General features: G+C 61.1%; 13 protein-coding genes. 10 read left to right on the plus strand and 3 right to left on the minus strand.

Translation table 11 applies throughout. From position 1 onward, the window contains the following. Positions 1–156: 156 nt before the first annotated feature. Genes NKJ91_RS01255 through NKJ91_RS01265 form a run of 3 tightly spaced genes read left to right on the plus strand, consistent with a single transcriptional unit; the run spans position 157 to position 3937 of the window. The gene (locus tag NKJ91_RS01255) at positions 157–1674 is read left to right on the plus strand and encodes a S10 family peptidase (RefSeq protein WP_352454130.1); all 1518 of its coding nucleotides are present in this window, start codon (positions 157–159) and stop codon (positions 1672–1674) included. Continuing rightward, a complete protein-coding gene (locus NKJ91_RS01260; protein WP_352454131.1) occupies positions 1671–3266 on the plus strand; it encodes a sensor histidine kinase in 1596 nt (531 codons plus the stop codon). Before NKJ91_RS01255 ends, NKJ91_RS01260 begins: the two co-directional genes overlap by 4 nt. After that, positions 3263–3937 carry a LuxR C-terminal-related transcriptional regulator gene (locus NKJ91_RS01265; RefSeq protein ID WP_352448141.1) on the plus strand — a complete coding sequence of 225 codons (675 nt, stop codon included), beginning with the start codon at positions 3263–3265 and terminating at the stop codon, positions 3935–3937. The genes NKJ91_RS01260 and NKJ91_RS01265 overlap by 4 nt, the downstream gene beginning before the upstream one ends. Positions 3938–3976: 39 nt before the next feature. On the opposite strand, the gene NKJ91_RS01270 is transcribed toward NKJ91_RS01265, so the two are convergent. After that, the gene (locus NKJ91_RS01270) at positions 3977–4501 is read right to left on the minus strand and encodes a hypothetical protein (protein ID WP_352454132.1); all 525 of its coding nucleotides are present in this window, start codon (positions 4499–4501) and stop codon (positions 3977–3979) included. Positions 4502–5308: 807 nt separating this feature from the next. Between NKJ91_RS01270 and NKJ91_RS01275 the strand changes: the two genes are divergently transcribed. The 5 genes from NKJ91_RS01275 (at position 5309) to NKJ91_RS01295 (ending at position 10746) form a co-directional block, all read left to right on the plus strand. Then, complete coding sequence (locus tag NKJ91_RS01275; protein WP_352454133.1) at positions 5309–6313, plus strand: LacI family DNA-binding transcriptional regulator; 1005 nt, start codon at positions 5309–5311, stop codon at positions 6311–6313. Positions 6314–6386: 73 nt separating this feature from the next. Then, positions 6387–7742, plus strand: coding sequence for an ABC transporter substrate-binding protein (locus NKJ91_RS01280; protein WP_352454134.1), 1356 nt, complete (start codon positions 6387–6389; stop codon positions 7740–7742). A gap of 21 nt (positions 7743–7763) precedes the next feature. Then, on the plus strand, positions 7764–8690 hold the full coding sequence (locus tag NKJ91_RS01285) for a carbohydrate ABC transporter permease (RefSeq protein ID WP_031211400.1): 927 nt from the start codon (positions 7764–7766) through the stop codon (positions 8688–8690). A 52-nt stretch (positions 8691–8742) separates the two neighbouring features. After that, positions 8743–9525, plus strand: a complete 783-nt coding sequence (locus tag NKJ91_RS01290; protein ID WP_352454135.1) for a carbohydrate ABC transporter permease — start codon at positions 8743–8745, stop codon at positions 9523–9525. A gap of 24 nt (positions 9526–9549) precedes the next feature. Beyond that, positions 9550–10746 carry a glycoside hydrolase family 172 protein gene (locus NKJ91_RS01295; RefSeq protein ID WP_352454136.1) on the plus strand — a complete coding sequence of 399 codons (1197 nt, stop codon included), beginning with the start codon at positions 9550–9552 and terminating at the stop codon, positions 10744–10746. 76 nt (positions 10747–10822) lie between these two features. Here the strand turns inward: NKJ91_RS01295 and NKJ91_RS01300 are convergent, their stop codons facing one another. After that, positions 10823–11248, minus strand: a complete 426-nt coding sequence (locus tag NKJ91_RS01300; protein WP_352454137.1) for a VOC family protein — start codon at positions 11246–11248, stop codon at positions 10823–10825. Positions 11249–11536: 288 nt separating this feature from the next. Here NKJ91_RS01300 and NKJ91_RS01305 point away from each other — a divergent pair, with 288 nt between their 5' ends. Continuing rightward, positions 11537–11821 carry a hypothetical protein gene (locus NKJ91_RS01305; protein WP_352454138.1) on the plus strand — a complete coding sequence of 95 codons (285 nt, stop codon included), beginning with the start codon at positions 11537–11539 and terminating at the stop codon, positions 11819–11821. Positions 11822–11941: 120 nt separating this feature from the next. Next, positions 11942–12382: a DUF2267 domain-containing protein gene (locus tag NKJ91_RS01310; protein ID WP_352454139.1), complete on the plus strand. Its 441-nt coding sequence runs from the start codon at positions 11942–11944 to the stop codon at positions 12380–12382. Positions 12383–12394: 12 nt separating this feature from the next. Here NKJ91_RS01310 and NKJ91_RS01315 read toward each other — a convergent pair whose 3' ends face one another. Beyond that, positions 12395–13390 carry a LacI family DNA-binding transcriptional regulator gene (locus tag NKJ91_RS01315; protein ID WP_352454140.1) on the minus strand — a complete coding sequence of 332 codons (996 nt, stop codon included), beginning with the start codon at positions 13388–13390 and terminating at the stop codon, positions 12395–12397. Positions 13391–13413 lie beyond the last annotated feature (23 nt).

Here is a 13413-nt window from a genome sequence, read left to right on the forward strand (position 1 = left end):
GTTGAGGCTGCCGCCGTGACCCTCGCGCCCTATCTTCCGCCTGGGCATCGGATTTCCAAATCCGACCCCTTCTTGTCAGATGTACTGGCGCACGGTGCTGTGACTTTGGTTCGGCCGACGGTGTGCTAGTTTCCAGCCAATTGCTCCGGAGACGTCATGCCTATCAAGCTGCAAGAAATCGCCCTCGCTCTTCTGCTGTTGGTTGCCGGAGTTGGGGTGGGTCACGCGGAGACGGCCCAGCGGCCGCCGCCCACAGGCGGGGTTCTCTCGCTCCTGCCACCGCCGCAGACTTCCGATCATTCGATCGTCATAGCCGGACGCACGCTCGATTACGAGGCCAAGGCCGGCACGCTGTCATTGCCGTCCGGCAAAGGCGATATCACCGCCGAGATTTTCTACGTCGCCTATGCACTGCATTCCGGGAAAGAAACGGGACCGGATCCGCGGCGCCCGATCACCTTCGTGTTCAATGGCGGTCCGGGAGCAGCTTCCGCTTATCTTCATCTCGGCGCGCTCGGTCCGCGGGTCCTGGCGACGGCGGCCGATGGAAGTTTCCTGCCGCCGCCGCAGAGGCTGTTCGACAACCCCGACACTTGGCTCGACATGACCGACTTGGTCTTTGTGGACCCTGTTGGAACCGGTTACAGCCGTGAAGCGCCCGGCACGGAAGCACACAGCTTCTGGGGCGTCAGCCAGGACGCCGCGTCGATAGGCGCGTTTATCCGGCTCTATCTGGCGCAGACGAACCGTACGGCATCGCCTGTCTTCCTGGCTGGCGAAAGCTATGGCGGCTTTCGAGCAGCATTGCTCGCCAGGAAGCTTCAGGAAGACATCGGCATCAGCCCGAGTGGCGTCGTGCTGATTTCGCCGGCGCTCGAATTCACGCTGGTGCGCCCGGACGAGTTCCAGCCGCTCCACTGGGCGCTGGAACTGCCGTCGCTGGCGGCAGTGCGCCTACACAGCGAAGGCGTTTCCGGCCCGGCCCTGCAGGAGCGGCTGGCGGAAGTCGAACGCTATGCGCTCGGCGATTATCTGGCCGCGCTGGCAGGTGGGCTGGAGCAGGGTGGACGCCTGGCGAGCCAGCGTGTCGCCGCAATCACCGGTCTGCCGCTCGATCTCGTCCAGCGGCACTTTGCACGCATTTCCATAGGGCTGTTCGCCAAGGAGTTTGCACGGGCAAAGGGCAATGTTCTCAGCGCCTATGACGGCAACATCGCGACAGCGGACGTGGCGCCAGAGAGCCTGGGAGTCGAGGGTCCCGATCCGGTGCTCGACCGAAGCGTGCCGGCGCTCACCTCCGCTTTCGTCGGCTATGTGCGTGATGAATTGAACTTCCGCACGGATATCAGCTATCGGCTTCTCAACCGTGAAGTCAGCGGCAATTGGGACTATGGGACGAGCGCGACGCGTCAGGGCTATGCGGGTGTCATGGACGACCTTCAACAGGCGCGCGTGCTAAACCCCAGCCTCGGCGTGCTGATCGTCAACGGCTACAGCGACCTGGTGACGCCGTACATGGGCTCGCGCTACCTGCTTGGTCAAATTCCTTCGCTTGCCGGCGCAAAGCCCATTCGCACCGAGGTGCTGGAGGGCGGGCACATGATGTATCTGAGGCCGGATGGACGGGCGGCACTGAAGCAGGCCGCGTCCGAGCTTTACCGAACGACGCAATGAGACGGTTTGCCCAAAAAAAGCGCCGGATACGCTGTTCGCCCTCTCATCAGGCCCTAGTTCCATCGCGATTGATCGGTTACACACCTAGGATGGCGTCTTTCAGCGACGTTCGACAACGAATTAGCCGGCTCTCCAGAATCGCGCCACTGGTGCGGCGTGCTGCCGAGCGGGCCATTCGGAACACCAAGCCACACAGGCTGACAAGCCTTGTTGACCGTTGGAATGCGCTATCGCTGGCAACGCAGTTCCTGCTCGCGGGCGGTCTATTTTCCCTGTCAGCCATGGTGGTGGTGGGGATTTCCGTCACGAACCATATAGAAACCGTGGTCACGCAGAATTCGGCTTCCGCGACGGCTCTTTACGTGGACAGCGTTATCGCGCCGCTGCTTCCGGATATGCGCAAGAGCGAAGTGCTCGACGAGAGCGTCGCCCATGCGCTCGATGAAACGCTGGGACAAGGGGCACTCGGCACAAGGCTCGAATCCTTCAAGCTCTGGCGTCGCGACGGAACCATCCTGTATTCGACCGACAAGAGATTGATCGGCAAGCGCTTCGAACCCAGCGACAATCTCCGGGCGGCATTCGCAGGCCAAATGGTCTCGGAGTTCGACAAGCTCGACGATCCGGACAGCGAGGCCGAAAGAGCCAGCGGCTTGCATCTCCTCGAGATCTACAATCCGGTGCTGCAGCCATGGTCGGGGGAAGTGGTGGCCGTTTCGGAATTCTACGAGGTCGCCACTGATTTTGAAAGAAACCTGCATCAGGCGCTCATTCGAACCTGGCTGGACGTTGCCGCCGTCACAGCGGCCTTCTTTCTGGGGCTGTCGGCAATCGTGTTCCGTGGCAGCCGCATGATCAGTTCGCAGAGCCGCTCGTTGAAGCAGCGCATTGCCGAGCTTTCCGATCTGCTTGCGCAAAACAGACTGTTGAGGCTGCGGGTGCAGCGTGCCTCGCAGCGTGCCACCGCACTTAACGAACGCTATCTCAGGCGCATCGGTGCGGACTTGCACGATGGCCCCGCGCAATTGGTTGCTCTCGCGGCGCTGGGGATCGACAGCCCCGTCATTGCCGATCCCGCTACGCCGCAATCGAAGCGTGCACAGGAATTGCTGGCCATCAAAGCACATCTGGACGATGCCATGCGCGAGATCAGGAGCATCAGCAAGGGCCTTGTCCTGCCGCATATCGAGCATGCCGAACTGGGTGAAATTCTCCAGCTAGCCGTACAGGCGCACGAAGAACGAACCGGCGTCAAAGTGAGATTATCGATGACCGGCGGCCATGCGCCGTTATCGCCGGCGGCCAAGATCTGCATCTTCCGCTTCGTCCAGGAGGCGCTGAACAATGGATTCCGTCATGCCGGAGGTGAAGGTCAGTCGGTCGAGAAACATTTCGACGGCGAGCGCGTTTGTATCGAAGTGGCCGACGCCGGCGCTGGCTTTGACCCGCAAATCGTGCGTCCCGAGAGGCTGGGACTCGTTGGGCTGCGCGAGCGGGTGGAAAGCCTCGGGGGCCAGTTTACCGTGACTTCCTCACAGAGTGGCACAGTCGTAAGAATGGCCCTCAACATCGTTGAAATGGGGCAGACATGACAGTAGCCATCAAGCTCGCCATCGTCGACGACCACCCGCTGTTCAGGGAAGGCGTTGTGCGCACGCTCGATCAGATCGGCGGGTTCGAGATCGTCGGTGAAGGAAGCAGCAGAGACGATGCCCTGCGGATAATCGAAGACCAGCGGCCCGACATTCTGCTGATGGACATCTCGGTTCCTGGAGGTGGCCTTGGCGTGATCGGACCGGCCCTTGAGCGGCATCCGGCACTGAAAATTGTGATGCTGACCGTTTCGGAAGAAAACCAGCACGTGATGACCGCGTTGCAGAGCGGGGCAAGGGGCTATGTTCTGAAGGGGGTCGGGTCGAGGACGTTGGCTGCGATCCTGCGCACGGTAGCGTCGGGCGAACGATATGTCTGTCCACAATTGTCGGCGCGCCTGTTGGCCGATCTCTCGGCTCAATCAAAAGAGCCGGCGAAAGCTGACGGACTTGCCGACCTCACCAGCCGCGAAAGGGAGATCCTGACGCTGGTTGCCGCGGGACTGAGCAACAAGCGGATCGGGCTTCGGCTGAACCTGCATGAAAAGACGATAAAGCACCACATGACGCGAATCCTGGCCAAGCTCAACGTCAGCAACAGGACCGAAGCCGCCATGACCTTGCGCGACGCGACTGAGCGCCGGCATCCGCCTGTTCGCGATCATGCTTGAGCCGAAATTGCCGCACGGCGCGGCCATGTGAACTGGCCCTCAGTTGATCATTCCAAGCAACCTGTCCCGATCGGAACGCGTCGCCAGGCGCCGAATGATGATGCGGCCCTCGGCATCCCGCATTTCATATTGGTCGCTGTCGATGCGCTCACTGAGTCCGTTCGAATGCACCACGCCAATGCTCGGGCCGCTCACCTCGACCCGGTCTCCTGTGGATGCGTTGACAAAGAGTTTTGGCTTGCTATCGGGGTTTACCGCAGGGGCGGGATCAGGGAGATTGTCGTCCTGCGACTTTGCTTTGCCCTTGCCGGCACCAGCGTTCGAGTTCGAATTGCCGGAGTTTCCACCCGAATTGCCCGAATTGCCGTTCCCATTCCCGTTCCCGCCATCTTTGGCCCAGGCAGCCTGCGGGCCGAGCGGCTGCGATGATCCATCGACCACGACGCGATAGGGGCTCACGACGAGAATGAAGGTCAAGACGACTACAGAAATGCCGACATGACGTCCTCGTGAAGATCCGGTCCTTCGTTTCCGGGTCGTCATCAATGAACTTGTCAGTCGCATGTCGGAACTCCCCTTAATCATATGGCTTTGTCGTACTGCCTCCTGTTCGAATTCGTGTGATGCTTAAAACAATGGTTTGCGTCCGGAACGTCAAGGCCCACCAGTCCCACGATGGTAACTGGTGGGTCTCGCTAGCGCAGGAAGGGACTATTTACTGCGCAAGTCTTTTGCCTTCCCGTGGTTGCGTCTCTCCGCGATAGCGCCGAGTTCCACCGTCAGCCAACAATAAATCCAATGGCCGCGATCCCGAAACACAGGCCAAATAACGGAAAAAGCAGCCAACGTGCCTGGTGAATGCTCGGGTCCATGGCGGCCTCCTGTAACAGTCGGCATCGCAACGGGGCTCCTCGGAACTCAGTTCCTGAAACTCTCGCATTTCGGGCTTTTGCGATAGCAGCCTCGGACCAAAGTTTGGCTGTGCGGGTCCTTGGTCGATAGGCCTACAGACTGAAGTCCCTATGCCAGGAGCCACCCTGCATTCGGCGACCTTTGTGTCGAACTGGCAGCTGCGATCCACCGCCCCTTCGAATGCTTTGCGTTTCTGGCTCTATGGCAGCAACGCCGTTGGTCTACTGCCGCATCGTTGAAACGCCACCAATACAGACCCATATGCGAATTGCGTCGGATGTCTCCTCCCATTGCGTCCGGCGCGTTCCCCTCTGGAGGTTATAGACCTTCACACTTGGCCGGGCTTAACAGTCCGGCCTTTTCTTTTGGCATTTTGCGCAATCCGCCTGATGGCCCTAATTTGCGAGACATCGGTAAAATCGATTTGCAAATGCATTCATGTGCTCGTAACCTGTCACCATGAGCACGATTTCCAAAGTTGCCACGCGAGCGGGCGTGTCGCGCACGACCGTGTCGCATGTCATCAACCATGCGGACCGGGTATCGAAATCGCTGCGTGAACGCGTACAAGCGGCGATCGACGAACTCGGCTACACGCCGAACCCGCAGGCGCAAAGTCTGCGCACCGGCCGCACCAACATCATCGCGATGCTGATCCCGGACATCCGCAACCCGTTCTATCCGGAGCTGGTGAAAACGGCGCAGTCGACGCTCGAAGTGGTCGGCCTCGACATGCTGATCTTCAACACCGACGTGCCGGGCGGACATTCACAGGATCACGGCCGCGAGTATTTGCGCCAGATAGGGCGCAAGCGGGTCGACGGCGTCATCGTTGCCGACTTCGCGCTGCACGGCATGCACAGCGAACTGCTCAGCCTCGATCTGCCCGCCGTCTTCATCGGCCATCTGCCGAACCATGCTGTCGACAGCGTCCAGCTGGACGATTTCGGCGGCGGCTATCTGATGGGCGAGTATCTGGCGAAGAGGGGCCATCGCCGCGTCGCCCATGTCACCGGGCCATCCTTTTTCAAGGAGGCGATGGCGCGTGCCGCCGGCTTCGAAAAAGGGCTCGCCGACAATGGCGTGCCAATCTCCGCCGATCTGCGGTTCGAGGGAAGCTATCTTGCCCCGTCAGGGCGGGAAGCGGTTACCTGGCTCAGGGAGAAGCACGGCGGAAACCTGCCGTCGGCGATGTTCTTCGCCAATTATCTGATGGCCTCCGGTGCGCTGACCGAATTCTACGACCATGGGATCAATATCCCTCAGGATATCGCCATCGCAGTCTTCGATGACCTGCCTCAACTGGAATATGTCAGGCCGAAGCTGACCCGTGTCGGCAACAGTCCGACAATGCTTGCCAAGCGCGCCACGGAAATGCTGCTCGAACGGCTGGGTGGCAAAGTCGAGGGCGCGCCGCGCACCGAAGTGATCCCATGCGCGTTGAGCCCATTCGACAGCGCGTGACGCCAGATGCCGGCAAAGGGAACGGAGGTCCCTTCGCCAACGTTCGACCGAACAACATCCAAGGGAGGAATTGATGACTGACGAAACGACCCGCGACCGGCCATTGGCCAGCCTGAACCGCCGTCGGCTGATCCAGGGCGGCGCCACTTTCGCTGCCGCCGGCCTCACAGGCTTCCCGTTCATCAACAGGATGGCCGTGCGCGCTCAGGAAGCGCCGCTGAAATTCTGGCAGTTCTATGCGCCTGGCGGAGACGTGAAGCCGCAGGTCCAGTGGTTCGAGAAGCTGGTGGCCGACTGGAACGACGGCCACGACCAGAAGGTCGAGCTCGAATATGTCGTCAACAGCGAATACATCTCCGGTTCCAAGCTGGCAACGGCCTTCGCGTCGGGCGAGGGCCCTGACATCTTCCTCATCAGCCCCGGCGATTTCCTGCGTTATTACAATGGCGGCGTGCTTGCCGACCTGACGCCGCATATCGAGGATGCCGCCAAAGCCGATTTCCCGGAAAGCGTCATCGCCAACCGCATGGTGGACGGCAAGATCTACGGTGTGCCGATGGAAGTCGAGCCGATGGCCTTCTACTATTCGGTCAAAGCGTTCGAGGATGCAAAGCTCAACGAGAACGACGTGCCGAAGACCTGGGACGAGCTGTTGGCGGTCGCCAAAAAGCTGACGACGCCCAGTCGCTACGGCGTGCTGTTCGAAACGACTCCCGGCTATTACCAGAACTTCACCTGGTATCCGTTCCTGTGGCAGGGCGGCGGCGAATTCCAGGGCAAGGACGGCAAGAGCGCCTTCGATTCGCCGGCCACCGTCCAGGCGCTGAAACTCTGGCAGGATGCCATCAATACCGGCGTGGCGCCGCGTCAGGTGGTCGGCGGCGGCTTCGACATAGTCGCCAATCTCGGGGCAGGGCTGTGCGCCATGCAGAACTGCGGCATCTGGGGTATTTCGGCGATGGACAACAACGCCAAGGATGTGCCCTACGGCATCTTCAAATTGCCGACGCCGGCCAATGGCAAATACGTCACTGTCGGCGGCGGCTGGGCCTTCGTCGCCAATGCCGGAGGCAAGAACCCGGATGCTTCCGCCCAGTTCTGCGCCTGGGCGCTGGCCTCAATGGATCCGGCATCGATCGACCGGGTCGTCAACTGGTGCACTGTCGCCAAGAGCGACATGCCGCCGCGCAACAGCGCTCTGAAGGCCGGCGCCGATGTCTTCAGCACGGGCAAGTTCGGCACCTTCGCCAAGGAGATCCACCCGGGAACGCGTGCCGAGCCGCGGGTTCCGCCGGAGGCCTACAAGATCATCTCCGACGCCATCCAGTCGGCACAGCTTGGCGGGGTTGATGCCCAGCAGGCGGCGACGACGGCCAGTCAGCAACTCGATGCGTTCCTCGCTTCCTATTCCGGCGCGCCGATCCTTTAGGCCCTTTCCAGCATGGATCAGATGAAACCGCCAGCCGCGGGCGCGAATTCCGCCCGCGGTCTCACCGCCAAGCAAAGGGAGCGCTGCGCCGCATGGCTGTTCGTCCTGCCCGATGCGCTTGGCCTGCTGGTGTTCGTCGGCGTGCCGATGCTGCTGTCGCTCGTAGTCGGGTTCTTCGAGGTCAACGGCTTCGGCGGCTACAGGTTCGTCGGGTTCGGCAATTACAGGCGCATGTGGGGCGACCCGCTGTTCTGGTCGTCGGTGAAGGTGACGGTAGCCTATGCCGTCATGCTGGTGCCGGCGCTCTACGTCGCCGGACTGGGACTGGCGCTTCTGGTGCAGAAGACCAACCGCTTCAACGCGGTCATGCGCTCGATGTTCTTTGCGCCGCAGATGGTCAGCCTGGTCGTGGTGGCGCTCGTGTGGCAGCTCATGCTGGTCGAAAAGGTCGGCATCGTCAGCCGGCTGGCGCCGCTCGTCGGCCTCGGCGGAATTTCGCTGCTCGGCGATCCAAATCTGGCGCTGTTCACGCTGGTGCTGGTCAGCGTCTGGTTCCTGATGGGTTTCTACATGCTGATCTTCCTCGGCGGGCTCCAGGACATCCCGGCAGAGTACTACGAAGCTGCAAAGATCGACGGTGCCGGGCCGGTGACAAGCTTCTGGTACATTACTTTGCCCTTGCTCAAGCCGACCAGCTTCTTCGTCCTCCTGGTCTCGCTCGTCGCGGCTGTCGCCGGCGGCCAGGTCTTCGACCTGATCTATGTGATGACCAAAGGCGGTCCGGTCAATTCGACCTCGGTGCTGATCATCTACATCTACAAGCAGGCATTCCAGTTCGGCGCGTTCGGCTATGCATCGGCAATGGCATCGCTGCTGGTGCTGGCGCTGATGCTGGTCACGGTCTTCTTCTTCGTGCTGACCCGCGGCGGACGCTTCGAGCATGACTGACGGCCGAACTCCTTCCCGCCGTTCGCAGATACGAGCGGCGAGACTTGCCTGGATGCTGGCAACCGCCGCACTTGGCCTGATGACGGTATTCCCGCTTGTCTGGATGCTGGTCATCTCGCTCAAGCCGGCGAGCGACGTCTTCACGCCGAGCCTCATTCCGGAACGGCCGACGCTCGGCAATTTCCTCTATGTGCTGACCGAGGTGCCGTTCCTGCGCTATCTCTTCAATTCGTTCTTCGTGTCGGCGACGGTGACGGTCGCTGCGCTGTTCTTCCATTCGATGGCGGGCTATTCGCTCGCACGGCTGCGTTTTCCGGGCCGCGACACCCTGTTCCTCGCCATGTTCTCGACCTTCCTGGTGTCGCTTCCGGTCATCATCGTGCCGCTGTTCATCCTGACGCGGATGCTGCACATGCTGGACAGCTATGCCGGGCTGATCATTCCGGCGATCTTCAACGCGTTCGGCATCTTTCTGCTCAGGCAATATTACCTGTCGCTGCCCAGGGAACTGGAAGAAGCCGCGATCATGGACGGCGCCGGCTACTGGCGCATCTATTGGAGCATCATCCTGCCGCTCAGCCGGCCGATCCTGTCGGCGCTGGCGATCCTGTTCTTCCTCGCCAACTGGAACGCTTTCCTGTGGCCGTTGACGATCACATCGGACCTCAACCTCTGGGTGGTGCAGGTAGCCATTGCGAACTTCAAGAGCCAGTACGCCGCCGCCTGGAATTACGTCATGGCCGCCTCGACCATCGTCGCCGTGCCGATGCTGGTTCTTTTCGTGATCTTCCAACGCCAGATCATGGAATCGATCAAGACAAGCGGCCTGAAATAACCGCTGAAGCAAGAGGAGAAACACATGGATAATGCCGGCTTGTCGCCGCTTCGCGGGCTCGCCAAATTGCGCGACGCCAAAACCCGCCGGTTCTCAAGCTACGACCGCACCGGCGGCAATGACGACCGGCTGCACATTGAACCTGGCCAGACGGTGGTGATTGCCGAACATGACGGTGCCGGCATCGTCACGCATATCTGGGCGACGCTCGCCTGCAAGAGCGAGGACTTCCTGCGCAAGATCGTGCTGCGCGCGTACTGGGATGGCGAGGAACATCCGAGCATCGAAACGCCGATCGGCGATTTCTTCGGCATGGGCCACGCCCGCACGCGCAATTTTGCCAGCCTGCCGGTGCAGGCAAGTCCCGAGGATGGCAAGGCCTTCAACTGCTACTTTCCGATGCCGTTTGCCAGCCACATGCGCTTCACCGTCACCAATGAGGCTGAGGACGACCTGCTTTTCTATTACTATGTCGATCTCGAACTGCATGAGGAACTCGAGGAAGGCCTGGGCCGCTTCCACGCCCAATACAGGCAGCAGCGACCTGATGGCATAGACGAGACGGGGCTGGCCAACGAGCAGGTCCTGTTTGGCGGGGAAAACACCGACGGGAACGGCAACTACACCATCCTGGAGGCGGAAGGTCATGGCCACTATGTCGGCGTGCTCTATTCCGTCTATTCGCGGCGGCGTTCCGCACTATGGGACTGGTATGGCGAGGGCGACGACATGATCTTCGTCGATGGCGAGCCGGGCATTTCCGTGCCGGATACGGTGCGCAAGCCCGATCCGCGCATCGGACCGAAGGCCGAACTGATCGACGATCGCGGCGAGACCGGCCCCGGCGCCAACGATGCCTGGCCGCCGACGCTGCACGGCACCGGCACGGAAGATTATTTCAATACGGCATGGTGCCCGACACAGGACTACAGCGCGCCCTATCACGGCATCATCGCCGCCGGCGGGCCGAACTGGACCGAGCCGGTTACGCTCTATCGCTGGCACATAGAGGACCCGGTCATCTTCCACAAACGCATTCGGGTGACCATCGAGCACGGTCACGCCAATCGCCGCTCGGACGACATTTCGTCGGTCGCCTTCTGGTATCAGGCCGAACCGCACAAACCGTTCGAAGCGCTTGTCGATGTCGAGGACCGCATCCCCACCTATCGCGCGCCTTATCACAATTGGAATGCCGCCTTGGACGAGAAGAGGCGTTAGGCCGGGATGCGTTCGAATTGAACCGTGCATCCCGCGCTATCTGTGTCGGGGCACGACCGTGCCGCAGCGCGCCACCTCAGCTGCGAGGTGGAAGTTGCTGGACAGACCAGGTGTTGCCGTCGGGATCCTCAAAGAAGACAAATCTGCCCCAGGGAAAATCCTTGATATCGCTGACCTCGATACCTTGAGCGGCCAGGTACCGGTGTGCCTCATCGACATCGGGCACGACCAGTTGCAGGCCCCTTATGGATCCCGGGGGGCTGTCGACGAGGCCCTTGCCCATGGCAATCGAACAGGCCGATCCGGGTGGCGTCAATTGCACGAAACGTATCTCGTCGCTTACGGTGTGGTCGTGATCGAGATGAAAGCCGACCTTCTCAACATAAAAGGCAATTGCTCTATCGACGTCCGATACGGGGACCGGGACTAGTTCCAGCTTCCAATCCATGACAGCCCTTTCGCAGCTTGATCGCCAAGTGGTGCCGAACACCGTGGGCGCCATCCCGCCATCTTCCCAATGCCATTGTCGGCGCGGGCCGCTCAGTCAGTCAAGAGATACCCGGGCTCAGGCAACGTGAGGACTGGTCTCATTGCTGAGACGGCGTTCGGAACCGATGAGCACAAGCTCAGTTAGGCGGAGGACAACCACCTTTCGGATCAGCAAGGACGACTTTAATGATCGGAACGCAGGGCGCCGAATACAACTGTGGAAAGGTTGAACGGGCGTCGTTGACGCGCGAAGGGATTGCTTGGAAGCGACGCTCGCCGAAGCCGGCGAGATCCTCGGGCGGTGAAGCCGAAGCGCAATTATGCCGTGAATGCCTACGATTCGGCCTGCCTTCTCCTTGCCGCGATCAAAGACGCCAGCACTGTATCCAAGGGATATCCGAGCCGGCGCGACGTTCTGGCGGCGGTGCGCGATATCCGTTTCAGGGGAATCGCCTATCGCGAGCCGGTGCGGTGGGATGAAAAGGGCGACAATCTGGCCGCTGTGACTGCACTCAACGTGGTGGAAAACGGCCGCTTCCGGCAGATCGCCGAAATCCGGCAGATGCAGAGTGTCGAGCAGACCTGACGCCGACAGGCTCTCCGACCGAACCGGTTTCCGCCGCTTTGCCAGGGCGATTTTCACAGGACCACGAAACAATAATCTCCGGTCGCCGTTTCGCCCCTAGAACCTTTCGAGGAGGCGACGATGAGCGCAACCGGCTTGGACGTTTTTGACAAAACGCTGCAAATAACAAACATCTGGCTAGACGAGATCATGGCGGATCTTGGTCCGGATCGACACGTCGCCTGGCATACGTTGGGCGCCGTTCTGCGAACCCTTCGGGACGGGCTGCAGATCGGACTGGCGGCCAAATTGGGAGCGGAACTGCCGCTGCTCGTGCGGGGCGCCTACTATGATCGCTATCGGCCCGCCGACATGCCCGACAAGACACGCTCGCTCGAGACGTTCCTGCAACACATCGCCGATGAATTGAAATCGACCCGTTCTGTCGATCCCGAGGATGCGGCACGCTCGGTGCTGCGTGTGCTTGCACGGCATATCGACCTTGGCCAGTCGGCAAAGGTGCGGGATGCGCTGCCAAAGGAAATCCAGGTCCTCTGGCCTGAAAGCGTGGGCGTCAAATAGCGGCGATCCTGCTCATGCGGACGCGCGACGGACCAACTGCCACGAAACGCTGAAAAGGGTAGGTATTGCGCCCGGTGTTGCCGAGATCAATGAGATCAGATGATCGGCAAGATGGTCGTAGTGGGCAGTTTCGGGGCCGATTGTCGTCAATGCCGGATGACTGAATTCGCCCTCGTCGATATTGCCGCAACCGATGACTGCAATGTCGCCGGGCACGGAGAGGCCGGCCTCCTCGAATGCGTGCAGGGCGGTCACGGCGGCAAGATCGGATTCGACGAAAAGCGCGGTCGGCCGATCCTTGCGGGCGGCCAGCGCCGTAGCATTGGCAAACGCAGCCTTGCGCGCCTCTGCACCGCCGATCACCAGGTCGTCTCGCAGCGGAAGGCCGCGTGCTTGCAGGAAGCTGCGATAGGCGGCGAGACGGCTCCCGTCCACCGCTTGCTCATGCATCATATAGGCGATGCAGCGATGGCCGGCTCGGTAGAGGTAGTCGAGTGCCTCGAAGACGGCCCTGCCGGTATGCTGGCGCACAACCGAGAAGCCTGCCGGCTCGATGGTCGGATGGAAGATCACCGCTGGCCGGCCCGCGGCCGCCAGGCGCGCGGCCAAGAGCATCACCTCGGGCTCGGAGAGATGCTGCCAGTCGGCGATAATGCCGTCTGCCAGCCCGCTCTCGATTTCCCTCACGATCCGGTCGGTTCGCTCGAAGGTGTCTCCCGCGGTGATAATTGTCGAAAATCCCCTCAGCGCCGCTCCAGATTGGATATCCTGCGCGATCCGGTCGCTGAACGGCACGCCGAGACGAGGCAGTACAAGGCAGATTCGCTCGGCCTGCTGGCGGCGCAGCTGCCGCGCGGTGCGGTTTTGCACGTAGTTGAGCTCAGCGACGGCCTCGAGGATGCGCTGCCGCGCCTCCTTGCCGACGAACTTCAGGCGCGTGCTGTCGCCGCTGAGCAGGTACGACACGGCAGCGGTCGATACATTGGCGCGCCGGGCGACATCGGCCATGGTCGGCGCCTTTCTGCGATCGG

The sequence above is a fragment of the Mesorhizobium sp. M0040 genome, from assembly GCF_040323505.1.
Taxonomy (GTDB): Bacteria; Pseudomonadota; Alphaproteobacteria; order Rhizobiales; family Rhizobiaceae; genus Mesorhizobium.

Bases quoted from the DNA above. Each gene is read 5' to 3' on its own strand.
- NKJ91_RS01255 (WP_352454130.1), top strand. From the start codon at position 157: ATGCCTATCAAGCTGCAAGAAATCGCCCTCGCTCTTCTGCTGTTGGTT.
- NKJ91_RS01260 (WP_352454131.1), top strand. From the start codon at position 1,671: ATGAGACGGTTTGCCCAAAAAAAGCGCCGGATACGCTGTTCGCCCTCT.
- NKJ91_RS01265 (WP_352448141.1), top strand. From the start codon at position 3,263: ATGACAGTAGCCATCAAGCTCGCCATCGTCGACGACCACCCGCTGTTC.
- NKJ91_RS01270 (WP_352454132.1), bottom strand. From the start codon at position 4,501: ATGCGACTGACAAGTTCATTGATGACGACCCGGAAACGAAGGACCGGA.
- NKJ91_RS01275 (WP_352454133.1), top strand. From the start codon at position 5,309: ATGAGCACGATTTCCAAAGTTGCCACGCGAGCGGGCGTGTCGCGCACG.
- NKJ91_RS01280 (WP_352454134.1), top strand. From the start codon at position 6,387: ATGACTGACGAAACGACCCGCGACCGGCCATTGGCCAGCCTGAACCGC.
- NKJ91_RS01285 (WP_031211400.1), top strand. From the start codon at position 7,764: ATGAAACCGCCAGCCGCGGGCGCGAATTCCGCCCGCGGTCTCACCGCC.
- NKJ91_RS01290 (WP_352454135.1), top strand. From the start codon at position 8,743: ATGCTGGCAACCGCCGCACTTGGCCTGATGACGGTATTCCCGCTTGTC.
- NKJ91_RS01295 (WP_352454136.1), top strand. From the start codon at position 9,550: ATGGATAATGCCGGCTTGTCGCCGCTTCGCGGGCTCGCCAAATTGCGC.
- NKJ91_RS01300 (WP_352454137.1), bottom strand. From the start codon at position 11,248: ATGGCGCCCACGGTGTTCGGCACCACTTGGCGATCAAGCTGCGAAAGG.
- NKJ91_RS01310 (WP_352454139.1), top strand. From the start codon at position 11,942: ATGAGCGCAACCGGCTTGGACGTTTTTGACAAAACGCTGCAAATAACA.
- NKJ91_RS01315 (WP_352454140.1), bottom strand. From the start codon at position 13,390: ATGGCCGATGTCGCCCGGCGCGCCAATGTATCGACCGCTGCCGTGTCG.